Below are 23,605 nucleotides of genomic sequence, written 5' to 3'. Positions count from 1 at the left end.
AAATGAAGAATCCTCATATTGTCTTCATAGTATTGGATACCCTTCGGGATGATTATGGGAATATAATACGGGAGTCTCTTTCTGAATTGGGTTTTATTAGTTATAATAAGGTAATAACACCATCTCCTTGGACTCTTCCGGCACATGCTTCTATTTTTAGTGGATTATACCCGTTACTTCATGGCGCTCATGAGACTAAAGATCGAAAGAATTTTCAAGTCAAATTTAATGGCCCTAATTCTCTGCTTAGTTATCTTATTGAACAGGAGTATGAAACATACCTTCTAAGTGCTAACATGTTTGTGAGGCCGGAATTTGGTTTTTCTCAGTTTGAAAAATTTTGGGATATCTATCCGTCGCAACCTTCATCGATTCTTACCAAAAAGGAGAGGAACATTGTTTTTAAGACATGGGTGGAATGTAACAGTTCAAAACTACGCCTTATAAAGCGTCTCGCAGGCTCTGGAAGATACAAACTTCTCCTTAAGCTTCCATTTAACTTCTTATGGATACGCATTCAACACTATTATCGGAGATACTTTCGTAAGTGGCCAATAGAAAAGGGTTCAAAAAAGGCTGTCAATATACTTAGGGGATTGAATTTTAAAGAGCCCACTTTTGTCTTTCTCAATCTTATGGAAGTTCATCATCCTTTATTTCTAAATCCTCCCATCTCTTTTTACTTGAACTTTAAAGAGAAAGGAATTGATGAGAAGCTTTTAAACTTATGGAGACAAAAGTATTGAGAGGCTACGGTCTACTTAAACTCCCGTCTCTTGGATATAATGAACATACTGAAAAGAAAGGGAGTTTTTGAGGATTCCCTGGTAGTTGTAGTTAGTGATCATGGTGAACTCATTGGGGAGCGTGGGAAGACACTCCATGGGACGTTCCTCTATGATGAACTCCTTAGGGTCCCTCTGATGATAAAGTATCCCTCTTCATGGGATGTAGAGATAGAAAAGCGCGAAGGCTACGTAAGCTTGACCTCCTTGGCATCCTTCCTAATAGGGCTTCTCGAGGGTCAAGTTCACTCGGATGGAGAGCTGTACTCAGAAACGGTTTTCGCTGAATCGTACGGTGTGTCAAATCCCATAGATCCTTCCCTACTTTCAGAGGCTGAGAAGATTCGCTACTCAGAACTCAACAGATATCGGATAGCAGTGTATCACAGAGGTTTCAAAGGAATATTCAACGTCACTGAGTGGAACTTTGAAAATATAATATCATATGACCCAACTATCGAAGTCACAGAAGATATTGTAAAACATATGAAAAAAGAGATCGTAAAGTTCCTAAAAACCACTACTATAACTAAAATTCCAAAGATAAAGCTCTAAACAAACCTCCTCAAAATTTTCTTTATTATCTCCAAATTTACCCCTAACTTCCTCTCCACCGCTAACAACAGCTCAACATCCTCTTTATCTATACTTTTACTGAGCAGGACGAGCAAAAAGTAAATTCCTAAAAACACCGCCAAAACAGGCACTGCGTACCAGATATTAGGCACTCTTAAGTGTAAACTCTCAATTAATCCCAGCAATACAAAACTAATCACCAACGGCTTAACATAATTCCAGCTAAAAGGATGAATTTTAGCATTTCTATAGAGCCAAAATGACCTAAAAACGTTAGCAACAAAATAAGAAACTGCAGTGGCAACGGCGGCACCATCAAGCCCGTATGCTGGGATCAGCAGGATATTGAGTATAACGTTAAGGACAGCTGCAAAGGAGTTCCCAATTAAATTCAACTTCGGCTCCCCGATTACAGTTAAGCTCAACCCATTCAATCCGAGGAAAGTATGAAACATAAAACCAAGGGCTAAAATCTGGAGGGCTTTGCTTGCCCCTAAGTACTTTTCTCCAAAGAAGAAATTAACTGCGACCTCTGGAAAGAGAAACATCACCGCAAAAGCGGGTAGAGTTAGCAAAAACACCCATTTTGTAAGAATTTGATAAACCCTTCCCATCTCTCTAAGTTTTCCCTGAGCATAAAGCTGAGAAGCGATAGGCATGTAGAGAAAGCCCGCAGAATTCAAGAAAATTGGAAGCATGCTGGCTAAAGGAGCGGCAGCATTATAAATCCCCACAATTTCCGAATTTAAATAGTACCCAAGCATTAACGTGTCAGTACGGGTCATTATAAACCCTAAAATTCCCGTAAACATTAAGGGTAAGGAGAACACCACAAGTTCTTTTCCTAGAGATGGAATGAGTTTAATTCTAAACTTAATCAGCCTAATTCTCGAAACATCGAAAAGCAGAAAAATTAGTGTTAATCCCTGTGCAGCGGCGTAAGCGAAGAATATGTACGAAAAATCAAACTTCAAAAGTGCGCCGGTTAAAATAAGGGCAAAAAACACCATTGGATAGAAAATGTTCTGGAAGTAAACCTTCTCCCTGACTCTCCCAAATCCTCTTGAAATTGCGACTATGCCTGCAGTTAAAGCCGAAAAAGGGAGTGCAAAGGCTATTATTTTTAAGGGCTCTTCAAGTCTCGCATCATGAAATATCTGAGCAGCACTGTTTGCCCCGATAATTAGAAAAAGTGCCAACAGCACACCGTTGAAAATAAGGATAGTAATCGCTGTTGAGACCAAATCCCACAGCTGGAAGGGCTTCTTCTCCTTATAAATCGCAACTTCCCGTGGAAGAGAACTTCCAAAACCGAGTGTGGCAATAACCAAAGCTATGCTGAAAACTGTTAGGGCTAAATTAAAAACGCCATACTCCGCCGTGGCAAAATACCTGGCAATAATCGCTTTATTAAAGAATCCGAAGAGTGTTGAGATAATGGTTCCGATGAATATAATGCTGATCCCCCTAGCAATCTTCTGCAGAGCTTGACTTGCCTCACTCATAAAACTCACCCAAGTTCGGTTAGGAGTATCACCAGTCCTATCCCTAGGATTATCATGTTAACGAAGCTCTTAAGCTTATCCTTGGGAATGCTTGAGTTTATATGTGTGCCCATATAAACCCCTGGAATCGTTCCTACAATCAAGGAGAGCGCTAAAAGATAGTCCACATTTCCAAGAGTTATGTGGCTCAAAGCGCTTAGTGAGGCAAGCAAAAGGCCGTAGAAAATCGTGGTGCCAACAACGTATCTCGGCTCTAAATCAGTGAAGTTCATGAGCGCAAAGCTGACAATAACGCCGGCGCCAACCGATGTGAATTGAACAATCAAACCCACCACAAACCCGAGAATAATCAAAGTATGGGAGCTAAACGTTCTCTTCCTAAACTCTCCTTTTAAAATGGTTATCGTGGATGTGGCAACAAGTATAATTCCCAATACGAGAGTTAAATATTGATTAATCTCCTTCTTACTTACTATCCTTAAAATAATTGAAGCTAACACTATGGCAGGAACGCTGCCCGTGAAGAGCTTTAGGGCAATATCTTTCTTAACGTGGCCCTTTTTGTTGTGGAAGAACACCCCAAAAACCCTTGTAATCGTGGCGTAAACCAAATCAGTGCCAACAGCTGTTAACGGTTCAACTCCAAAAAAGATGAGCGAAGGTGTCATTAATGCTCCTCCGCCGACACCCGTGAGGCCGACTAAAATGCCAACGAGGAAGCCAAGAAAAATGAAAGAGAGCATGGCATCACCTCAAAGATAGCCAAGCTCTCTGGCCTTGCTTAAGACTGCCTCTACCTCTTCCTCGGGAGTCATCTTTGAGCTGTCCACCTTAACTTCCGGGCTCTCTGGCTCCTCATAAACGCCGTCGTAGCCCGTCAATCCCTTGATTTCTCCCCTTATGGCTTTAGCATAGAGACCCTTTGGATCCCTTTGGATCCTCACCTCGAGGGGAGCATAAACATAGACTTCAATGAAGTTGCCTATCTCCTTCCTCGCGTACTCCCTGACGGCTCTGTAAGGGGAGATTAGTGATACTATCGTTATAACGCCGTTTCTCGATAGGAGCTTGGCCATGTGGATAACTATGCGGTTGTGCATCTCCCTCGCTTCCTTGCTAAAACCTAAGTTTGGATAGAGGGTTTTTCTTATCACATCGCCATCTAAAATCTCCACTCTATAGCCCATTCCCTTGAGCTTCTTTTTTAGAGCGTGTGCCAAAACTGTTTTTCCAGCACCGCTTGGCCCAGTGAGCCAAATGGTAAATCCCCGCTCCAACGTCCTAAGAGATGCTCCTTGGGCATTTGCTCCTACTTTCTCGCTCATATTACACTCCTCCCTCTAAGCGGCTTTTTCATTCCAAAGAGCTTGAGCACTGTTGGTGCAAAGTCGTAAATTGTGAGCTGGGTTTGCTTAGCCTCCTCCATACCTGGCAGATACAGGGAGAACACTCCATACTCAGCGTGGACGGCATCATCTGGGCCCAAGTCATTCTCTAAGAGGTATGGTGTTTCATAACCGAGAGTTCCAGCAGCTCTCCAGTTCAAATCGTCCAAATAAACCATCATGTCGGGTTTGTCTCCTTTAGCAATTGGATATATCTCCTCTGGATAGAACACTTTAGTATTCCACTTCTCACCGTTTGGCCCTCTAATGCCCTTTATGAGCTCGGCAACCTCGTCCCTAACCTTGTGATAGTTCTCGGGCTCGATGATTCCGTGGGGTTCTCTTCCCTTGACGTTGAGGAAGACCCTTGAGTAGTAGCCGCCCCAAGCCCAAGCAATCGTCTTGCTCCAGTCAACCTTAAGCTCGTTGAATCTAACCTGCCTCCCTTCCTTGAGAATCTCGGGGTTCTTGATTTTGAGTAGGCCTTCTTCAATCAGCCACTGGTTTATTGCGAAAGCTCCCTTCATAGCCTTTATTCCGTGGTCTGAAACTATTATGACAGCGGTCTCATCTAAATCCAGGAGCTCCAATGTTTTTCCTATCTCCTCATCGAGGAGCTTGTAGTAATCTGGGATGACGTTTTTGTAGGGATTGTCATCACCGGGATATAGGTGGTGGTTCTCGTCGAAGTACTTCCAGAAGGCGTGGTGCACCCTGTCAAGCCCTATATCCACGAACTGGAAGTAGTCCCACTCCTTCTCCTGGATTAGGTAGCGAATAACCTCGAACCTCTTTTTCGTCATCTCCCAGAGTTGCTCCTTAACCTCATCCCTGTTCTCTTTTCTAAAGACTACATCAAAGATGTACTCACCGACTAAGCGCTCAATCTCGCCTTTAAGCTCTTTTGGGTAAGTATAATCAACTGAAGCATCTGGGGTTATAAAACAGCTCACGAGGTAGCCGTTGATTGGCCTTGGTGGATAGCTCGGCGGAACGCCAACTAAAATTGATTTTTTGCCCTTTTCAGCTATGTAGTGCCAAACGGCCTTTTCCTTAACCATTAGGGCATGGGCAATCCAGATATCGTTGTATGTGCCCTTCTTTCTATGTCTAAAGCCGTATAATCCAAGCTCTCCAGGTGTTTTGCCCGTGGCCATGACCATCCATGCGGGAATAGTGATTGCTGGGATTGTGCTCTGCATTGGGCCGTAAATTGATTTTTCCAAGAGCTTCTTTATGTTTGGTAGGTCATCCAAAAGCCTATCGAAGAGCAGCTCTGGAGGAGCTGAATCTAAACCGATAACAAAGACTTTCTTAACGTTTTCCATCCCGATCACCTCAAATGGGCGTTAATTATCTCTAAAGCTTCGCTTATTCTATCCCTTTCGCAAACGCAGCCCAAAACCTCACTCTTTCCACCCGCGTTGAAGCCCTTTTCTTTGAGAGCGCCAATAATCTTACCCATGTTTATTCTCTCTTTCAGCTCGTGGGAGATTCTAAAGTATATCTGGCCTTTCCCGTGGAAGTCCCTGTTTACCACGATTGCCCCTTTATAGCCCACTTCCCAAACCGCTTTCCTTGCGATTTTTGAGATTATATTGAATGAACTCGTGAACTCTATGAACGCAAAACCCTCCTTCAGCTCTACGCTTGAGAAAGCGTCTTGGATTGCTTTTTCTATCGCCTCAACATTCTTAATCCACGGTTCGTACTCCAAAAGCTCCCTGAGAGTTGAGCTTAAAAGTATTCCAACGGCCTTCTCCACGCTCTCTCTTTCCATCACGATGTAGTTTGAATCAATGAGCTGAACTAACCTCAGAGCTTCCTCCTTTGTGAGTCCTTCTTTTTCTAAGAGCTCTCCAACTTTTGGAATTTCAAAGGCTTTGCTTCCAATATCACCAATTACCCCCAAAGCACTCCAAGCGTTCCAAAGGGAAAAATAAGAGGAGACTACGAAAGAGGCTGAAGGAGCCTCATTTCCCTCCAGTGCCGGGTTTATCTGCTTAACTTTTGGGTTTTTGATTCTCGGCTGGATGTGGTGGTCTATGAATATAATCTCTTTCTCTATTCCCTCAACTTCGTGGACTAAATTGAGGTCGAGGATGTAGATCTTTTCAGACTTTTCAATGGCTTTTCTAATCCTCTCGTCAAGACGGAACTCTCCGATTGGAGGGCTCAAGTTCATGAAGTCCTCTAACCTCAAAGCTTTGATAACGAGGGCCGCTGAAGTTATGCCGTCCGTGTCCCAGTGGTGAACTATTAGCATGGGGATCACTCTACGAAGGGCTTCTCAAAGCTCCTTATCACTTCATAGACCTCTGGCCTCATCATGTATTCTGGCGGCTTCTCACCGCTCGTTATCATCCTCCTGAGCTTCGTGCCGCTTATCCTGATGTGGAATTCTTCATCGTGGGGGCATATCTTCGCGTTAACCATTCCTCCGCATCTCCTGCAGTGGAAAGCCTCACGTATGAACATTGGGGTTATGCCCAAGTCGGGGAACTCATCAAAGAGGTCCCATGCTTCATATGGCCCATAATAATCGCCAACTCCTGCGTGATCCCTTCCAACTATGAAGTGAGTTGCCCCAAAGTTCTTCCTCATTATTGCGTGGTGGATTGCTTCTCTTGGCCCAGCATAGCGCATCTCATAGCGGACCGTCGCGAGCGTCGCGGCGTTCTTTGGATAGTAGTGCTCGAAGAGAGTCTCATAGGCCTTGATTATCACTTCATCTTTATAATCTCCTTTCTTCTTCTTTCCGAGGACTGGGTTTATGAAGAGACCGTCAACGAAGGTTAAAGCTGCTTTCTGCACGTATTCATGCCCGAGGTGCGGCACGTTCCTTGTTTGGAAAGCCACAATGGTTTTCCAGCCGCGCTCCTTAAAGAGCACCCTCGTCTCAACTGGCCTTAGGGTGTACTTCTCGAAGGGGTTTGGCACTTCATTGAGGAGCTCGATTTCACCGCCGACGAGGTATTTGGCCATTGAATACACCTTTGCGACACCAGGATGGGCCTCATCGGTGGTCTTGAATACTTTTTGGGCAAATTCCTTCTTGTCGTAGGTGTAAATCTCATCAACGTGCATCCTCGCTATTGGAGTGTTTTCATAGTAGAGCAAAATTGCATCACCCTCTTCAAAGTTGGGCTCATCAACGTCGAGAACTATTGGAATGCTCCAGGGAATATCGTTTGATAATCTCATATGGTCGAGAACGGACTGGAACTCATCACTCCTCAAAAAGCCAGTGAGTGGTGAATAGACTCCGTGAGCTATATTCTCAAGGTCGATAGCTAAACCGTGCCTAATCTGCACCTTTGGGAACTCGTGCTGCTCGCTTAGAATTCTCTCCCTAGTCTTTTCAGCGGCTACTCTCCTAACTAACCTGCCACCGTGCGGCTTAGAAACCATGACCATCACCTAAGAAAGAGTTAAAGAATCAGTCGAGGTACCCAAGAGCCCTCAGTCTCTCCTTAACCTTCTCTTCTTCCTCTTCGCTGAAGACCTCTTCCTTCTCCTCTTCCTCAAGGCTTGCCAAAACTTCCCTCAAAACGTATGTAACGTAGTCTGAAACTGAAGTGAATCCTGTTCCCTCTATTCTTGCCTTAATCTTATCATAGAGGGGCTTTGGAATTGAAACTGTTGTGTACTTCTTTTCATCAGCCATCACAAACACCTCCAACCTTAATGATATTTAATTACATTTAATTAGCCAACAAAGAAATATATAAAGATTTCGTTTGAAAGTTGAAAATCTGTTAGGAGAAATATTCAAAAATGGAACAAAAAGTAACGATTGATAAATTATGCATTTTAACCCAAGAGCTCTTTCACAGTCCTTTCTACGGCTTGATAGCTGTTCATCCTTGGCTTCCATCCCTTAGCTTTGGCTTTTTCTATGCTCAGACGCATGAACTTTACGTCGCCCTTCCAGCCCCTTCCTCCATCAACTCCACCGGTGAAGCGGAATTTTGGATTTAAGCCCATTCCTTTGCTCACCGTCTCTGCTATTTCCTTAACCGTAATCCAGTCTTCACTGCCGAGGTTGTAGACGTCGAAAATTTTTCCTTCTTCTTTAAAGCGCTCGAAGAGGTATAACATAGCTTCAACCGTGTCGCTAACGTGGAGATAGCTCTTTCTCTGCGTTCCATCGCCCAAAATTTCAAGCTCCCCTGGATTTGCTTTGAGCTTGTTTATGAAGTCGTAGATTACCCCGTGGTTGGAGCGCTCTCCAATTATGTTTGCCAAACGAAAGACGAGCGACTTTATATCAAAGGTGTGAGCGTAGCCGCTGATTAAAGCTTCAGCCGCTAATTTTACTCCTCCATAGACGCTTATGGGTTCTAGAGGAGCGTAGTCCTCAGGTGTGGGAATTATTTTAGCGTCACCATAAACGGTTGATGATGAGGTGAAGATGAGGTATTCAACATTTTCTCTTTTCATGGCCTCTAGGATGTTGTACGTGAGCAAAACATTGGTTTCGTAGAGAAGCTCTGGACTTTGGGCGCCAATCCTAACCTCGGGGTTAGCTGCCAAGTGAAAAACAGCCTCCACTCCTTTAACAGCTTCGCTGCAAACGCTCGGCTCCCTCAAGTCGCCCTTTATAAATTCAAAGCGCTCGTTATCCAGCCACCTTTTAATGTTTTCCAGGCTCCCGGCGCTTAAGTCATCAACAACTTTAACTTCATGGCCCCTCTCCATTAGCGCATCAACCAAGTGTGAACCGATAAATCCAGCACCGCCTGTTACGAGGATTTTCACTTTTACCACCACAACTATTAATGCAAAATGATTTAAATATCTTTGGCGTAAATTTTAACACTCGAGTTGTGAATCAAGGTGATAGCGATGAAAGTATTGATTATGGCTGGCGGCTATGCTACTCGTTTGTGGCCCATAACCAAAGATAATCCCAAGGCGTTGCTGCCTGTGGGGGATAGGGTTATTCTCGATTACATCCTTGAGAAGACAAAAGAGCTTGATATGGAAGTTTATATATCCACAAACCGCTTCTTCGCCAAGTATTTTGAGAGCTATGCTGAAGATAAGGGCGTGGAGCTTTTAGTTGAAGATACGCTCCACGAGGAGGAGAAGCTCGGCACTATTGGAGCGCTGAAGTTAGCTATAGACGAACTAGGCTTGGACGATTATCTCGTAATAGCAGGTGATAATTTGTTCTCCTTCAGCTTAAACGAGTTCTTAAAGCACTACTCAGGCAAACCGCTGATAGCTGTCTATGATGTTGGCGACTTTGAGCTGGCAAAGAGATATGGTGTGGTGGTGCTTGAGGAGAACAGGGTTATAGACTTCCAAGAAAAGCCTGCTGAGCCCAAATCTACACTGATAAGCACAGGTGTTTATGCATTCCCCAAGGAGATAATGGCCAGGATTGATGAGTATTTAAAAAATGGCAATAGGGATTCCCCGGGCTATTTTATTCAGTGGTTGCTTTCTGATGGGGTTGATATCTACGCTTACAAGTTCGATAACTACTGGTACGATATAGGTTCTTCCGACAGCTATCTTGAGGCGTTGAGAACTTTGCTAAAGGAAAGCCACATAGAAGAGATTCAAATTAGCCCATACTCCAAAATAATCCCTCCTGTGGTGATAAAGAAGGGTGCCCGGATTTTGGGGAGGTCTATGATAGGGCCCTATGCGTATATAGGCGAAAACTGCGTAATTGATAGTTCCGATGTAAGCGACTCCATAATTTTTAGGAACACGATAATCAGGAACTCAACGATCTGGCGTTCCATAATCGATGAAAAGTGCGAGATAAGGAATTTGGAGCTTAAGAAGAGCCTCGTTGGAGGACATGCGAAAATACAGAGGGGAGATTAGCTTAAGGTTTTATGTCCCAACAAATTTTTCCTTTTTAATATGAAATCTTCTGGTCTTTAGGCACGCTTATTAGTGGTTAATATCTCACGAATGTTTGTGAATTCCCTCGCTATTAGGGCAAATTCTTTCTCATTATAGGCGTGTTTAATAACCGGAACCAGAATTATTGTGTTATTTATAATCGCATAGTCTTTAAGCTTGGTTAGAACCTTGAACATTGGATCAAAACCATTTTCTAGAATCAAATACTCCAAACCGTCTAACAGAATAGCCTTTGGAATATTTTCTTTTTTCATAAAATCGACTAGGATCTGCATTAAATACTCCAACCGCGTTGGGTGAATGGTGTTTTCACCATCAACCTTGGTGATCCACAATACAGGAGTTTCCTTTAGTCCGAATGTTTCCCTAATAATATATGGAGGTCTTCTGGAAACTATTAATCCCGGCCTCTTTTTGAGGATTTCCAAAAACAGAGAATAGCAATCTATTTCAGTGTTACACAAGTAAACTCCCGGCGGGATTTGCTTTACAGCTTCACTTTTTATTTTTTCTTCTTTAAATTCCATGATGATGGGAATTAGTTCATACCGCTCTAAGAGTGTTGAGAAGAGGTATCCAAATCCGATTATGAATAATAAGACCGATAACGCATAGAGTGAATCTCCTATTGTTTGGATTGCTTCAAGCTGTTGTTCGCTAAGCTGAAAGTCAATATAATCCGGGAGATAAAAGAATTCCGACACAAAGTCGAGGGTTATGCTGGCTAAAATTACGTCATAAAACTTTTTTAATCGGGAATACTTTTCAATAAATCGCCTTCTAAACTTTACTGCCAAAACTAAAATGATGAAAAGACCTGCTATTGTTACAAATTCAATACCATCGAGGAGTATATCCAGCATCACTATATCACCGTATTATAATCAAATATCATTAAGGAATAATTCAAGGATTTATAAATATTTTCTTTAGCCAGTTTCCATTTAACGGTAACTATAAGCTCTCTTTTCCCTGCCAACTACTCATTTAGAGCTCTCTTCCCCCTTTTGACCTAGCTGTTCGTTGTTAGAAAAAATTAGCGGTTATTCTACAGATTTATGCTTTCCCTTTATTATAATCACGATTAGTCGAAACTTGTTTATATTTCTCGGCAATCTTTGAAAGAAAAAGATGCTTTCAGGAGGAAGGCTTCTATGTTTTTGACCTGAAAGACTTTCTTCAGCTCCTCCGTGAAAGTCTTAATAGGTTTCAGGGGTGAAACTTATGAGGTTTCGGGATAGGCCGGTTTCAAGAATTGACGAGCTTCATGGGATGCTCATAGAAAGGCTTTGAGAGGGTTTTCTACAGAATGCTGAATAATCTTATTGGTGCGGGTATGGTTGAAAAGAGAGATAAAAAGTATTTTATTCCAGAAAAACCTCTAAGGGGAGCAATTTTTAGATTTAAAAAAGTGCTTTGATAACTTTTGTTTTTAGGTGCTATAGAAAAAATGAGGGGTACTATATAGGTGGGGCCTCAGTGAGTTTCGCTCTGAGGCAGGGTCCACACCTTCACACATGAACCTTACAACTCTGGGTAAGTTGCAAGACCCATGTTTAGGTATGAACTCTGGGTCAGGGTGAAGCTTTCGCTTCGGTCCCTTCCTACACAGTACCCCTCATACTAATGTTGGCTTTGGAATATATAAAGTTTTCTGTTCCATTATTTTTATTTAAAGCAAAATTAAATTTGAATTTATTAAAAATAATGTGGTATTTAAGTGGAATTATAACAAAGTGAAAATGTCCTTTGTGCAATGCATTAGATATATTTATGCTCCATTGGTCATTCTGGATACTTCAAAACACAGTGCGGGGAGCACAACATTTTTATCTTTCGTCTGAGTTATTTTATTTTGGCAGGTTATAGGAATGCCCTTATCACGCTCTGCATCTTATTCCCAAAGGTATGTAAACTAATTGAGGGGTATTCATGAGGAACGAGAAGTTTGAAAAGGTAGTGAACTTGAGTGGGAGAATACTCGAGCCGAGGTATGCGCTTTCTTTTGTGGTGATTATTGCTGCGATATTTAGGCTTCTCCCATTGAGATATCACTACCTTTTCGGTTATGACCCCTATTTTCACTTGGCTTACATTGAGGAGAGCTTGAGGGCTGGGTATTGGATTAACTTTTATCCTTTGGCTAGTGCTCCTTGGGGACAATTGTTTGATAATTCATGGCATCCTCTGGGCTTTTATGCAACTCCAGTTTTTGTTTGGAAACTTTTGAAGATTTTTGGAGTCTCTTTATATGATGCATTTAGGGTGACAGCACCAATTTTTGGTGTTTTAACAGTAGCTTTCTTTTATTTGGCAGTGCTCAACTTCTACGGAAAAAAGGAGGCGTTTTTCTCCTCATTCTTCCTTGCGATAATGTATGGGCACGTTTTTAGGTCAATGGCCAATTATTACCGCGGTGATAATTACATGCTTTTCTGGTACAGCGTGGCTTTGTTTGGGATTTCATTGGCGTTTAAATACAAAAGGAGAGCTTGGAGATACAAACGTTATATGTTCTATTTAATTCCAGCTTTTGCAAGTGGGTTTGCGAGCGCTTTTTGGACAGCGTATTATCCGATATTTCTCTTTTTGCTTGGAAATGCCATGTTTTTAGCAATCGGGGCGTTTATTTTGGATAAAAGGAATTATTTCAAGCATTCGATTGCTTTAACACTCTCCACAGCTCTTGGTGTTTTATTTGCTAATTATCTCGGTGGGCATCTTAGATATGGAATGCTTGGAGGGAAGAAATGGCTTGCTAAAAAATTAGTCGAGAAATTTGGTTTAAACTTAGGCAGAATTAAGGATGTTTATCTATTAATCCACTTGAAATACCTTGTCCCATTGGCTTTGCTTGTGATTCTCGTACTCATGATGATTAGTAGAGTTATAAAGGATAAAAAACAGAGGGCTGTACTTATTTTGATATTCTCCATTGTGGGAGTGCTTTTAGTGTTCAGTAAGTTTGAAATATTGAAGGAGCTTTCCTCGGGTTTTGGAATCTTTAAAGAATCACCTATCTTGGAGACACAGCATTCAACATTTTCTGACCTTTGGAGTGCATACAATATTGGGATGCTTCTCAGTCTCTTGTTCATTCTGAGACTTACACCAAAGAGAGTGAAAATTGCGGACTTTTTAAGCCTCGGTTTAATATTTCCAAGCATCTATATGATTTATACATGGACGAGATTCTTATTCATAGGTTCGATGGCAGTTGCATTAATGAGTGGGGCAGGACTAATTGCACTTTATGAACAATTGAGTGCTTTCAATTTAGATAAGAGAAAGATTTTGGCACTAAATCTCAGCATAGTGATTTTGCTTTCAATGGGCTTTGCCATTGGATTTAGTAGGGTTAAAGCAGAGAGGCCTTTAATTAACGATCATTGGGTTGGTTCTCTAACCTGGCTGGAAAACAACTCCTATGAAAACGATATTGTTTTAGCATGGTGGGATTATGGGGCTTGGGTTGAATATTATGCAAGGAGGGGAACTGTTGCACAGATGGTTCCGAATCAGGGTGTGGCTCGATACTTGTTGGGTGATTTGAGCGAAAGATGGGCCATGAACTCCGGCGTTGATTATATAATCGTTTCTTATGACACAGCCCTAAAGTTTAGTGCGGTTTTAGATACTGTCAATGTTTCAAAAGAGGATCATGCTCTGGTAGTTTTGCCCTTGGTTTCTAAATTCGGAACTCTGCTTTTTGAAAAGGATGGATACAAAATAGTTGCCCAGCCTGGTGAGAGGTGGCAAATTTTGGTAAACGCTGGTGGCCAAGTATTCTCGCCGAGAGAAGTCTTTTTAGAGTATAGGAACAACTTAACAAAGCTCACTTTTAAAGGTGAAAAAGTTGGAAATGCTTACATTTATATAAACTTAAACTACGGTTATGCTGTGTTAATGAGTGAGAAGACATTCAACACGACTTTAGCTAAACTCATGTTCACCGATGAGTATGCAAAGGATTATGAGCTAGTCTATTCGGATGGCGGATATATCAAGATATTTAAGTTCAAGCATCCAAATGTTGTTGTTGAAAGAAATAACAGCGAGATAATTTTCAAGTTTGAGAATGCTACGGGAACTGACTTGGGAGTGTTTGCGTATTTGGAGAACGGAACACTGGTCTTTGAGAAGTGGTATCCTGTAAAAGACTTGAAGGAGTTTGAGCTTCCGGCTGAAGTCAATGGGACAATTATTAGATATATCTACTCCAAAAAGAAAACGGTATTAGATAGGGGAGTTTTTAGGATTGATGGAAGATGATTCAAAAATGGAGCAATACTAGTGCAAAAGATGCAAAAGGTGAAATCCAATGAGCGAAGCAAGCCAAGCTCTGCAGAGGATTGCTAAAGGGACGGGGATTGTATTTTTTGGAACTGTATTTTGGTTGTTTTTTGAGTTTTTGAGCAGGGCAATAATAGCGAGGCATTATTCAACTTCTGAATATGGTGTTTTTAATTTAGCATTGACTGTTTTGAGTATTGCTCTTGTAATAGCTACGCTTGGCTTTCAAAATTCTCTTCCTAGGGAAGTTGCATTTTATAGGGAGAAAGAGCCTTCGAGAGTTAGAGATTTGATTTCAACAGCTTTGATAATTGTAGCAGTGAACAGCATAATTTGGGTGATAGTTTTAATTCTTGGTGCTGAGGATATTGCTCAAATTTTTAATGAAACGAGGTTAGCTTACGCTTTGAAAATAGTGGCTTTTGCTTTGCCGTTTTCGGCTTTAATTGGAACGATAATTCCGATCTCCCAGGGTTTTGGAAGGGTTAGGGAGAAAGTGTATTTTCAGAACGTGGTTTATCCCACACTGTTTTTAATCTTTGTTATAGCTGGAGCTCTCTTAAACCTCCCCTTTGCTTATGTTTTCTTCGCATACATTGCTGCTCAGGCTTTCACGCTTTTAGCCTTGATTTTTGATGTCCTGAAGGTTAAGCTCTTTGAGTTTAAGACTTCGCTGGATTTAAAGCTCGGGAGAGGGTTAATTGTCTTTTCTCTTCCCCTGCTGTTTACTGGACTTTTAGGCTTTGTAATGACGTGGGCTGATACTTTAATGCTTGGTTATTACAAGTCTTCTGAAGTTGTAGGGCTTTATAATGCTGCTTCTCCCTTAGCTAAACTGCTTCCAATATTTTTAGGCTCTGCATCGTTCCTTTATGTCCCGATAGCGTCACGACTCTATGCCCAGGAGAAGATTGGAGAGATGGGCAGAGTTTATCAGATTTTGACTAAGTGGGTGTTCTTGCTTACTCTTCCCCTCTTTGCAGTGATGTTTCTCTTTCCCGAGGCTACAATAGGATTCTTCTTTGGAGCTAAGTATACTTCAGCGGCACCAGCACTTCGGATTTTAGCGTTAGGTTTTATGTTTCACACTTTCTTAGGTTTAAATGGATGGAGCTTGATAATAGTAAAGGAGAGCAAGTTTATTTCTTTTTCTACATTCATTGCAGCAGTCTTTAACATCATTTTAAATGCTCTGCTGATCCCTCCTTATGGCATGAAAGGTGCGGCTGTTGCCACTGCTGTTTCCTACTTTATTTCCAATGTCTTGAATTCTTTTAGGCTTTATCGGAGAACCAAAATTCATCCCTTTAGTTGGAATTACGTGAAGCCGTTAGTTATTAGTTTTGTGTTGTTGGGACTGATTCAGAGTTTGCACTTGAGGGTGCCAAGTATATGGTATGCAATTCTAATTTTAGCTGTTTTTCTTTTGATATACTTCTTCTTAGTTTTACTCAGTAAGAGTATTGATAAAGAGGATATTGAACTGTTCTTGGCGATAGAAAAGAAATTAGGAGTGGATTCAGGAATAATAAAAAGAGTGTTGAGAAGATTTGTTTAGATTTTGCCTTTTAGTTTTAGGTTTTTGATTGCTTTTTTAAGCTTTTCATCTTCTTGTCTTTTCTCATAGTAGCTTGGGTCAACATATTTTGGTTTCCTTTTAGCGAATTCCGAATCTTCTTCAAAAATTTCTATTAAAACTCTTCCATCCATATCGTTTGGAATTGGTAAGCCAAAGATGTGGAGGATTGTTGGGGCAATATCATAAACAGTTGGCAACCTACTAAAGTTAATATCTTCGGAAATTCCTTTTCCAGTGACTGAGAAAATGCCATGAATTTCATGGTCGGCCATGTACTTTGCTTCAGTTATCTTCTCCGAGAGCTTGTATGAATATTCCACACCCTTAGCAGGAATAATGAATAATGAGGGTAGGTTATCAACATGTGGGCCGTTATAGAGTTTGCTTGATTCAACGATCGTTTTGATTTCTTCGAAATTTTGAAGATACTGCTTGACTTTCTCTTTTATTGACGCATCTTTAGTATACATTCCCCATGTTGTGGGCTCTGGGGGCATAAAGGCGTGAGTTTTCTCAGGGTTTAGTGTTGCTTCAAGAATATTAGAGGGAGCATTTGAAGATTCAACTGCTCTCTTGAGTAAAGATTTCGGAAATACTTTGTTAACTAATCTTGCCAACTTAAGCTTGGTTTTACTGTAGCTAATAAATCCACCCTTAGCGAGGGCGGAGTTAACATAAAATACTTTGTTTTTAATCTCAAATCCATGGTCGCTAACTACAAATGTTATATCTGCAGTTTCTTGGGCATCTTGTATGAACTTATAAAGGATCTTAAAAATGGGAGCAACTAACCCCTTGTCTTTCCCTTCCAGAATATGCGGATATATATGTGAGAACCAATCTGTTTCGCTAAACACTACAAAAAATAAATCCCAATCTTCTTTCTCCAGCAATTCATAGTAAAAATTAAGTCTAATTTGGATATATTCCTTGACAAGTGAAGCGTATTCTTTTTTGTTTTCAATGTGGCTCGCCCAATCGTGTGGTGGGTTGATAAGGTATTCTTTATATGTCTGAGATAGCTTTTTAGGATAGATTGTCTGTTCAGGAGCCGCCCAGTCAGAAACGATAATTGTGTTATTCTTATTGACTATTCCAGAAAAAGGATATGTCATTGGAAGATTTATCACTATACTCTTCAGTCCCGAAGTATCTAAAAGTTCTGATAATCGGGAATATTTAACATCATGTGAAGTAACAAGCTTTGTTTTTAGTGTATTAATATCAATCTTTTGCCATCCAATTATGCCGTGTTTTGCTGGATTAACTCCAGTAAAAATTGAAGTCCATGCTGGGGGAGTGTATGGGGGGATTGTTGATATGAAATCATAAATCGTATCCTTCTTTAGTCCAACAAGTTGGACTGTTGTTTTACTTGCGCCATCAAGGCCAATTATGACTATTTTCAAGTGCTCATTCATGAGATCACCTTCCAGCGAGTAATGATATATACAAGCTTTCTATCTCTTTTGCATGCTCTTTCATGCTCTTTGGAGGTTTTATGTTCTTCTTGAATTTCTTTATTAACCATGGATTTTCGATAATACGCATGATTTTCTCGTATAAATCTTTTGAGTCTCTCGGCCTAAATAATAATCCCGTTTTTCCATCTTTTACAAATCCTGGGATTGCACCCAAGTTTGAGGCTATAACAGGAGTTTTAGTAGCTCGTGCTTCCGCTAAAACTAAAGGACAGTTCTCATACCATATTGAAGGGAACACTAGAACATCAATTTCCGAGTATGGTTCTCTCACATCCTTAAACCTACCCATAAGCTTTATATTTTTCTTGCTTTTTATTTTTTCCAGAAGTTCTTTGATATATTCTGAGTTTGGGTCGTAATTTCCATAAATCCTTAACTCTGCTTTGTCTTCAGGTATATCCATAAATGCATCAACTAAAATGTGGAGACCTTTTTCTTTGCTAACCCGTCCAACAAATCCAAAAATAATTTTGTCAGTATCTTTCGCTCTTTTCTTAAATCCCTTGAATTCGTCTAGATTGTATCCATTTTCCAAGTATATTATTTTCCCCTCTGGCACATCATATCTAATGAGCATTTTCCTTAAGAACCTTGAAGGGGCTATAATTTTGTCAACAGTTAAAAGCATATGTTTTAAAAATTCATTCCTTTTTTTGAAGTCTTGGGGGTGATTGAGCCTTTTTAATGTGAATTTCAAAAAAGGTCTTAATTGCTTAACTGGAGTATTTGCGGAGAGTTTTTCAACCCAACATCTATAACACTTATCTGGTTCAGGCATATCACAAATATTATTTTTATAATTAATCATAGTGGAAAATGGACATAAAAACCAGTAATCATGAAGAGTGATGACTGCTGGAATATTTAATTGGTGGGCAACATCAATTAATTTGGCTGACCTGAACCTCCACAAATTATGAAAGTGAATTACATCTGGTTTTATGTGAATTAAAAAATCCATGAACTTTTGTTCTATGCTTTTGTTGGTATATGTATTTTTTATTTGAATTGCCTTAAACAATGCAAACTGTGGAATTTGCAGAGTGTGTATATGAAGGTTGCCGTATATTTTGCTAACAATCTGGGGTTGTTTAATCGTCTTTGCATATGTGGGGTAAACTACATGAACTTCATGCGATCTACTTATCTCTTTTGCCAAATTATACATATAAATCTCGGCTCCTCCAATAAAATCTGGGGGAATTCCCGAACCGACTTGTAGAATTTTCATTTTTCTGACCTCCATAGACTATATACTACAATAACACCATCATAGATCTTATCCTTATATAACAATTTTCTGTTGATTCTGTCTCTTAAGGTAAATAAAGAGACTGTTCCTTCAGCATACTGGGTATTAGGATCCACCAGAAAGCTACTATTAAGTGCAATATAAGAGAAAATAGCATAGCCTGAGCACTTATCAAGGTCTGAAATGTCTGTAATAACTCTTCTATTTATATACATCCACATAGGCACCACGTATCTCGACGTGGTCTTGTAGTCAGAACAAATAGGAAGTTCTCTATCGATGCGATTGCTAATGCCCCAAATACTGTATTTCTCTGAAGAAGCGTGGTAATATAAAACAGGGTACTCTCCACTATAAAAAACAGGATCCAACTGATTGCTAAGATTTGAGGAGATTGACAAAAAGCAAATAAATAGGGCTATAACGAATATCAAAGCATCTCGTAACTTTTCAGTTCTTATCACAGCGATGATTCTCCAAATAGCAATGGAAGATAATAATCCAAAAATTAATCCTAAAAAGTAGAATATTCTCCTCGGATTAAGCATATACATTCCCATTTTAAGAAGAGGGATAGATAAGACTCCGAGGGAAATCAGGGATAACAGGATTCTCGTATCCTCGGTCGATTTAAAATCAAAATTTTCAAGGTAAAGAAGACCACCTATTATGGAAAAACTGACATATACCAAGAATGGGAGGTACATAAGAAGCTCGCCTAGTGTAAAATGTGTAGTGGACGCTATTGTCAAATTTTTCAAGCTTCCGCCATATAGTAACTTGTAAAACCCCAATACAAAAGGAGAAAAAACATCTCGATACATTGAGACTTTACCAACATAGCTAATAATAGCCAACATAATTATCCACCTGGATAGTGCTTTTAGATGTTGTATATTGTTGTTGCTTATTGGCAATGCTACTAGAACAATTAACGGTATGAAGATTAAAATTACAAACACGAGAGAGTAAAAATAGTGGGAATTTAGGATTGAAAACCATGAGAGAATTAATATGATAATATAGGCAGGCGATTTTTCAAAGGAGAGATAGGATATCAAACCAAGCAATATGAAAATCATAGCAAAAGCCCTGCTGTCTTGGACATATGCCCATTTTAAAGTTATAGGGAAAATTAATGAGAGTACCATAGCAACGTAAGCAATTTTTTTGTTAAACTTTTTTTTGAACAGAATATATGATAGAAGAAGAAAATTAAATACTAGTATTACTGTTGAAATTAGCTGCAAATTTGCTTCGTGGATTTCTGGCACTAACAATAGTATAGCTTGCCATATGTTGTAGTTAGGTATACCATAGTGGTGAAACCACAAAGGAATTGGTGTAACCTTGCTATGAGTGATAAGGGATTTAGTCATTACTAAATATGCACCAGGATCGTCTTGGTACTGAATGATTCCCCCTACATAAAATGTTGAGATGAAACCCGTGAGCAATAGTATTGTAAGTAGGATATATCTAGATGTAATAGGGGGGGATATAATTCCATAAAAGATTAAGAGACTGAGTGCTATCGAAAACACAAGGAGAGTAATAGCTCCCCTATTGGTGTTTTCTTGTGCTAATATACTAATTACAGATAGCATAAACAACCCTAAAGATATCAAAAGTAAAAAGAACATCTTAAACTTCGAAACTTTTCTTATTCTAAGTATTTCAGAACTTTTGGGTAACATCAAATAACCAAAACTTCCAATAACGACAGATAAGACCTGGAAAAACGTTAAACTAAGTTTATCTCCTTGTTTTGTGAATACATATAGTAAGACAGAAAGAGAAATGACTAAGGTGAACGCGGCTATTTTCTTCGATATTTCTGTGAATCTCATTCTGCCCCACCTTCCCTCTTTAATTCGCTTTTGTAAAGGACATAATACAATTTTGCGATTCTTTCCCACTTAAAATTTTTTAGTCCTCTTACCTTGACTTTTCTTTTTGAAGACAACATTCTGATAGCTCTAACAACATCTTCAGGTGTAGGTTCATTAATTGGGACGATGCTTTCAGTAAAGTACTCTGCCAGCTCTCTAAGCCCCAGCTTATTATTAACTATTACTGGTTTATTAGCAACTAAACTTTCCACAACCATAAGTCCAAAAGCTTCGATATTGGATAAATTAACAATTATATGGCAAGAATGTAGTGTGGTATATAACTCCTCTTCAGAAAGCACCCCTAGGAATTTTACTCTATTTTTTAAATTTATTCTTTTTGTGAGATATTCTAATTCTCTTTTATATGAACCATCGCCTACAATAGTAAGAATAAAGGACTCTGGAAGATACCTTAAGGATTTTATAAGGATATGCACATTTTTATATTTCTCTAATCTCCCAAAATATAGAATACAAACTTTATCATGCAGTATTTTTCTTTTGTTTCTGAATTTCTTAATTTTCTCTATTGGAACCCCATTGTATATGATTCTCATTTTGTCTCTTGATAATTTGAAGGTATCTAATAGGATGTTCTTTTCAGTGTTTGAAACGCAGATAATCTTCTTAGCTTTGTTAAGATACTGAGAAACAATGAATTTATCATAAATTGGCTTTGTTAATCTAAACAGTAGAGTGCTCCCTTGTGGATGATAATGAGAGGAAACAACTACTTTACTCCAGTTTTCTATAGCCATTAACACCTCGAGAGGGTATAGATTTGAGGTTCCATGAATGTGAATAACATCAAATTCTTTTTGTGCCCTTTTTAGCTCCCCAATCAAAGTTAGACTAAGTCCAAAAAAAGATTTGAATACTCTAACTTTTATTCCATTCCAGAACAAGATTTCATTTTTGGATCCTTTGCACCATATTTCAATATTTATTTCCCTCGTTTTGGCTATGCGAAGTGTAGTTTCCTTAACTACTCTTTCAACCCCACCTAGAGCCCATGGAGGTTTAGGAGAGAGAACTAAAATATTCATTTTTCCTCACCGAACAAATAATTTACTGTCATTACCAATTTTATCTCCTATCTTTTTTCCACTCATATTTCTTCTCAGCTATTTTTCTTGCATTATACCCTAGTTTTCTTCTTATTTTGGGATTTTCAATTAAATATTCAATAGCTTTTATGAACTCTTCATTCACGTCATCTACTATTATTGCATGCTTACCACTTACCAACTCTAACCCCTCAGCGCCTTTTTTAGTCGTTACTATCGGCAAACCAACAGCCATATAGTCCAAGACCTTAAGCTTAACACCTTCGCCACTTACTAATGGTACAACAGCAATATCACATTCTCTAAGGACACTATAAATATCCTCAATAAATCCAAGGGATATCAATGTGCCATTATTCATCTTAGGAACTCCCTTGCCAAAAATTATGAATTGGAAATTCTTATATTTTCTAAACTCTCTTGTGAGTCTGTTTTTTATAATGTCAATAGCTTCTCTGTTTTGAACTGTCCTATAGATGCCATGAAATACAGCCCAAACTTGATGCTTGTTCTCTTTACTCTTCTTGACTTTTGGTCTTTTTTCAACATTAACAAGTGGTGGAATAACGACTATCTTTTCTGGGATTGCCCTGTATTTTTCTATGAATGTTTTTTTATTTTTATGGCTTATTGCCAATATATAATCAGCATAATTTAGGGATAATTTCTCAATAAAGCCTATGGTGATAAGATAAAATAGTTTGATTACTTTTGGGATATTATTGTCTTTTATAATAATTTTTGCATACTCACTTTCAACATTATGGGAATCTTGTATAATAGAAGAATTAAGCCCAAAAATTTTCTTTACAACTAAATAAGTAGAAAAAATTCCCCAGGGCTGACTTATTAGGATAATTGAAGGGTGATGTTTTTTTAGATATCTAAAAAGTGCATAGTAATAAAATGGATTTAAAGATAAAAAATATGATCCCAGACGCATGTTCTTTATTTTTATAAAATCAAATGCATAGAAATAAACTCTGTTATAACTTTCTTCATAATCTTTCAAGTCTGATGGCTCAATAATTAGGATTTCTTTATTTTTGGCAAATATTTGGGCAAGATAGGATATTCTACTTTCCACCCCCTCGGTGGGTGTTGTTTTTAATCTAACTTTTGTATGGGGTGAAATTATTAAAATAGCTGACACGAGTAATATACCCCCGTTATTTAATTCTCTTTCTAACTAGGTACCATCCAATCTTCAGTCCTGTCTTAACCGCACCTAAACTTGATCCATTTCCAAGCTTAGGTTTATTGGGCCTTCTTCTATAATTGATTGGGACTTCTCCAATTTTAAAGCCTTTCTTTGCGCTCTCGACATAAAGGTTTGCCTCAAGGTCAAAACCATCGGCATCGATTTCAATTGAATCTAGAACATACTTTCTAAAACCCCACATACCCGTGCACACATCGCTTACTCGTTTGTCATACAAAATATTCGCCATTAAACTTAACATCATATTTCCGAACTTGTTGACTTTAGGCATTGCACCGTCCTCAATCTTTCCTTTCAGTCTTGAGCCTATAACAACATCGTACCTTTCCAAAGCTTTGACTACATCATAGATATGCTCAGAAGGATATGTATAATCCGCATCGAGCATAACGAGATAATCATAATGAAAATCAATCATATTAAGAGCATGTTTTACATCCCTTGCTTTTCCGCCCTTTGCGATATTATACACAACTGCTCCTTTTTTCTTGGCGATTTCTTCTGTTCTATCTGTGCTCGGACCATTTGCCACAACAATTTTGATATCATATCCCAAATTTTGCAGTTTCTCAAAAGGGATTTCGTCTATAACCATTCCAATAGTGTCTTCCTCATTAAACGCCGGAAGCAGCACCACCAGCCTTTTTTTATCCATGATTTGCCCTCCTATTCAACA

Annotated in this window: 18 protein-coding genes and 1 pseudogene; 4 read left to right on the top strand and 15 right to left on the bottom strand. The window is 39.3% G+C overall.

The genetic code is table 11. From position 1 onward, the window contains the following. Positions 1-2: 2 nt before the first annotated feature. Positions 3-1,340: pseudogene (locus PAP_RS09710) on the top strand (sulfatase-like hydrolase/transferase). Here PAP_RS09710 and PAP_RS09705 read toward each other — a convergent pair. The 8 genes from PAP_RS09705 to PAP_RS09670 all read right to left on the bottom strand — a co-directional run bounded on the left by PAP_RS09705 (position 1,337) and on the right by PAP_RS09670 (position 9,012). Further along, positions 1,337-2,866, bottom strand: a complete 1,530-nt coding sequence (locus tag PAP_RS09705) for a flippase (protein ID WP_048165814.1) — start codon at positions 2,864-2,866, stop codon at positions 1,337-1,339. The pseudogene PAP_RS09710 and the gene PAP_RS09705 overlap by 4 nt on opposite strands. A 5-nt stretch (positions 2,867-2,871) precedes the next feature. Next, positions 2,872-3,609 carry a sulfite exporter TauE/SafE family protein gene (locus tag PAP_RS09700; RefSeq protein WP_048165813.1) on the bottom strand — a complete coding sequence of 246 codons (738 nt, stop codon included), beginning with the start codon at positions 3,607-3,609 and terminating at the stop codon, positions 2,872-2,874. 9 nt (positions 3,610-3,618) lie between these two features. Then, a complete protein-coding gene (gene cysC / locus PAP_RS09695; RefSeq protein WP_048165812.1) occupies positions 3,619-4,191 on the bottom strand; it encodes an adenylyl-sulfate kinase in 573 nt (190 codons plus the stop codon). Beyond that, on the bottom strand, positions 4,188-5,579 hold the full coding sequence (locus PAP_RS09690) for an alkaline phosphatase family protein (RefSeq protein ID WP_048165811.1): 1,392 nt from the start codon (positions 5,577-5,579) through the stop codon (positions 4,188-4,190). Before PAP_RS09690 ends, cysC begins: the two co-directional genes overlap by 4 nt. Positions 5,580-5,584: 5 nt before the next feature. Further along, on the bottom strand, positions 5,585-6,517 hold the full coding sequence (locus tag PAP_RS09685) for a DHH family phosphoesterase (RefSeq protein WP_048165810.1): 933 nt from the start codon (positions 6,515-6,517) through the stop codon (positions 5,585-5,587). A 5-nt stretch (positions 6,518-6,522) separates the two neighbouring features. Next, complete coding sequence (sat, locus tag PAP_RS09680; RefSeq protein WP_048165809.1) at positions 6,523-7,662, bottom strand: sulfate adenylyltransferase; 1,140 nt, start codon at positions 7,660-7,662, stop codon at positions 6,523-6,525. Between the two features lie 28 nt (positions 7,663-7,690). After that, complete coding sequence (locus PAP_RS09675; RefSeq protein WP_048150718.1) at positions 7,691-7,918, bottom strand: ribbon-helix-helix domain-containing protein; 228 nt, start codon at positions 7,916-7,918, stop codon at positions 7,691-7,693. A gap of 146 nt (positions 7,919-8,064) precedes the next feature. Continuing rightward, on the bottom strand, positions 8,065-9,012 hold the full coding sequence (locus PAP_RS09670; RefSeq protein WP_048165808.1) for an NAD-dependent epimerase/dehydratase family protein: 948 nt from the start codon (positions 9,010-9,012) through the stop codon (positions 8,065-8,067). Positions 9,013-9,099: 87 nt separating this feature from the next. Here PAP_RS09670 and PAP_RS09665 point away from each other — a divergent pair, with 87 nt between their 5' ends. Then, complete coding sequence (locus PAP_RS09665; protein ID WP_048165807.1) at positions 9,100-10,095, top strand: sugar phosphate nucleotidyltransferase; 996 nt, start codon at positions 9,100-9,102, stop codon at positions 10,093-10,095. 56 nt (positions 10,096-10,151) lie between these two features. Here PAP_RS09665 and PAP_RS10150 read toward each other — a convergent pair whose 3' ends face one another. Continuing rightward, on the bottom strand, positions 10,152-11,000 hold the full coding sequence (locus PAP_RS10150; RefSeq protein WP_052649140.1) for a DUF835 domain-containing protein: 849 nt from the start codon (positions 10,998-11,000) through the stop codon (positions 10,152-10,154). 1,069 nt (positions 11,001-12,069) lie between these two features. Here PAP_RS10150 and PAP_RS09655 point away from each other — a divergent pair. Together PAP_RS09655 and PAP_RS09650 are read left to right on the top strand one after the other, a co-directional pair. After that, entirely contained in the window at positions 12,070-14,409 is a 2,340-nt protein-coding gene (locus tag PAP_RS09655) for an oligosaccharyl transferase, STT3 subunit (RefSeq protein WP_048165806.1), read from the top strand. Positions 14,410-14,458: 49 nt separating this feature from the next. Then, complete coding sequence (locus PAP_RS09650) at positions 14,459-15,988, top strand: flippase (protein ID WP_048165805.1); 1,530 nt, start codon at positions 14,459-14,461, stop codon at positions 15,986-15,988. Here PAP_RS09650 and PAP_RS09645 read toward each other — a convergent pair. The 6 genes from PAP_RS09645 to PAP_RS09620 all read right to left on the bottom strand — a co-directional run bounded on the left by PAP_RS09645 (position 15,985) and on the right by PAP_RS09620 (position 23,584). Continuing rightward, positions 15,985-17,430, bottom strand: a complete 1,446-nt coding sequence (locus PAP_RS09645) for an alkaline phosphatase family protein (RefSeq protein WP_048165804.1) — start codon at positions 17,428-17,430, stop codon at positions 15,985-15,987. The two genes, PAP_RS09650 and PAP_RS09645, sit on opposite strands and share 4 nt — an antisense overlap. A 4-nt stretch (positions 17,431-17,434) precedes the next feature. Next, the gene (locus PAP_RS09640) at positions 17,435-18,724 is read right to left on the bottom strand and encodes a glycosyltransferase family 4 protein (RefSeq protein ID WP_048165803.1); all 1,290 of its coding nucleotides are present in this window, start codon (positions 18,722-18,724) and stop codon (positions 17,435-17,437) included. Beyond that, the gene (locus PAP_RS09635; RefSeq protein ID WP_048165802.1) at positions 18,721-20,595 is read right to left on the bottom strand and encodes a hypothetical protein; all 1,875 of its coding nucleotides are present in this window, start codon (positions 20,593-20,595) and stop codon (positions 18,721-18,723) included. The genes PAP_RS09640 and PAP_RS09635 overlap by 4 nt, the downstream gene beginning before the upstream one ends. Then, entirely contained in the window at positions 20,592-21,686 is a 1,095-nt protein-coding gene (locus PAP_RS09630; RefSeq protein ID WP_048165801.1) for a glycosyltransferase family 4 protein, read from the bottom strand. The genes PAP_RS09635 and PAP_RS09630 overlap by 4 nt, the downstream gene beginning before the upstream one ends. A 40-nt stretch (positions 21,687-21,726) precedes the next feature. After that, positions 21,727-22,794, bottom strand: a complete 1,068-nt coding sequence (locus PAP_RS09625; RefSeq protein ID WP_144368021.1) for a glycosyltransferase — start codon at positions 22,792-22,794, stop codon at positions 21,727-21,729. A gap of 82 nt (positions 22,795-22,876) precedes the next feature. Next, a complete protein-coding gene (locus tag PAP_RS09620) occupies positions 22,877-23,584 on the bottom strand; it encodes a glycosyltransferase family 2 protein (RefSeq protein WP_048165799.1) in 708 nt (235 codons plus the stop codon). Between the last annotated feature and the right edge of the window lie 21 nt (positions 23,585-23,605).

The organism is Palaeococcus pacificus DY20341, from assembly GCF_000725425.1.
Lineage (GTDB): Archaea > Methanobacteriota_B > Thermococci > Thermococcales > Thermococcaceae > Palaeococcus > Palaeococcus pacificus.
The sequence above is the reverse complement of the archived record's forward strand: the minus strand, read 5'-3'. Positions and strand labels throughout refer to the sequence as shown.

Bases quoted from the DNA above. Each gene is read 5' to 3' on its own strand.
- PAP_RS09705 (WP_048165814.1), bottom strand. From the start codon at position 2,866: ATGAGTGAGGCAAGTCAAGCTCTGCAGAAGATTGCTAGGGGGATCAGC.
- PAP_RS09700 (WP_048165813.1), bottom strand. From the start codon at position 3,609: ATGCTCTCTTTCATTTTTCTTGGCTTCCTCGTTGGCATTTTAGTCGGC.
- cysC (WP_048165812.1), bottom strand. From the start codon at position 4,191: ATGAGCGAGAAAGTAGGAGCAAATGCCCAAGGAGCATCTCTTAGGACG.
- PAP_RS09690 (WP_048165811.1), bottom strand. From the start codon at position 5,579: ATGGAAAACGTTAAGAAAGTCTTTGTTATCGGTTTAGATTCAGCTCCT.
- PAP_RS09685 (WP_048165810.1), bottom strand. From the start codon at position 6,517: ATGCTAATAGTTCACCACTGGGACACGGACGGCATAACTTCAGCGGCC.
- sat (WP_048165809.1), bottom strand. From the start codon at position 7,662: ATGGTTTCTAAGCCGCACGGTGGCAGGTTAGTTAGGAGAGTAGCCGCT.
- PAP_RS09675 (WP_048150718.1), bottom strand. From the start codon at position 7,918: ATGGCTGATGAAAAGAAGTACACAACAGTTTCAATTCCAAAGCCCCTC.
- PAP_RS09665 (WP_048165807.1), top strand. From the start codon at position 9,100: ATGAAAGTATTGATTATGGCTGGCGGCTATGCTACTCGTTTGTGGCCC.
- PAP_RS10150 (WP_052649140.1), bottom strand. From the start codon at position 11,000: ATGCTGGATATACTCCTCGATGGTATTGAATTTGTAACAATAGCAGGT.
- PAP_RS09655 (WP_048165806.1), top strand. From the start codon at position 12,070: ATGAGGAACGAGAAGTTTGAAAAGGTAGTGAACTTGAGTGGGAGAATA.
- PAP_RS09650 (WP_048165805.1), top strand. From the start codon at position 14,459: ATGAGCGAAGCAAGCCAAGCTCTGCAGAGGATTGCTAAAGGGACGGGG.
- PAP_RS09645 (WP_048165804.1), bottom strand. From the start codon at position 17,430: ATGAATGAGCACTTGAAAATAGTCATAATTGGCCTTGATGGCGCAAGT.
- PAP_RS09640 (WP_048165803.1), bottom strand. From the start codon at position 18,724: ATGAAAATTCTACAAGTCGGTTCGGGAATTCCCCCAGATTTTATTGGA.
- PAP_RS09635 (WP_048165802.1), bottom strand. From the start codon at position 20,595: ATGAGATTCACAGAAATATCGAAGAAAATAGCCGCGTTCACCTTAGTC.
- PAP_RS09630 (WP_048165801.1), bottom strand. From the start codon at position 21,686: ATGAATATTTTAGTTCTCTCTCCTAAACCTCCATGGGCTCTAGGTGGG.
- PAP_RS09620 (WP_048165799.1), bottom strand. From the start codon at position 23,584: ATGGATAAAAAAAGGCTGGTGGTGCTGCTTCCGGCGTTTAATGAGGAA.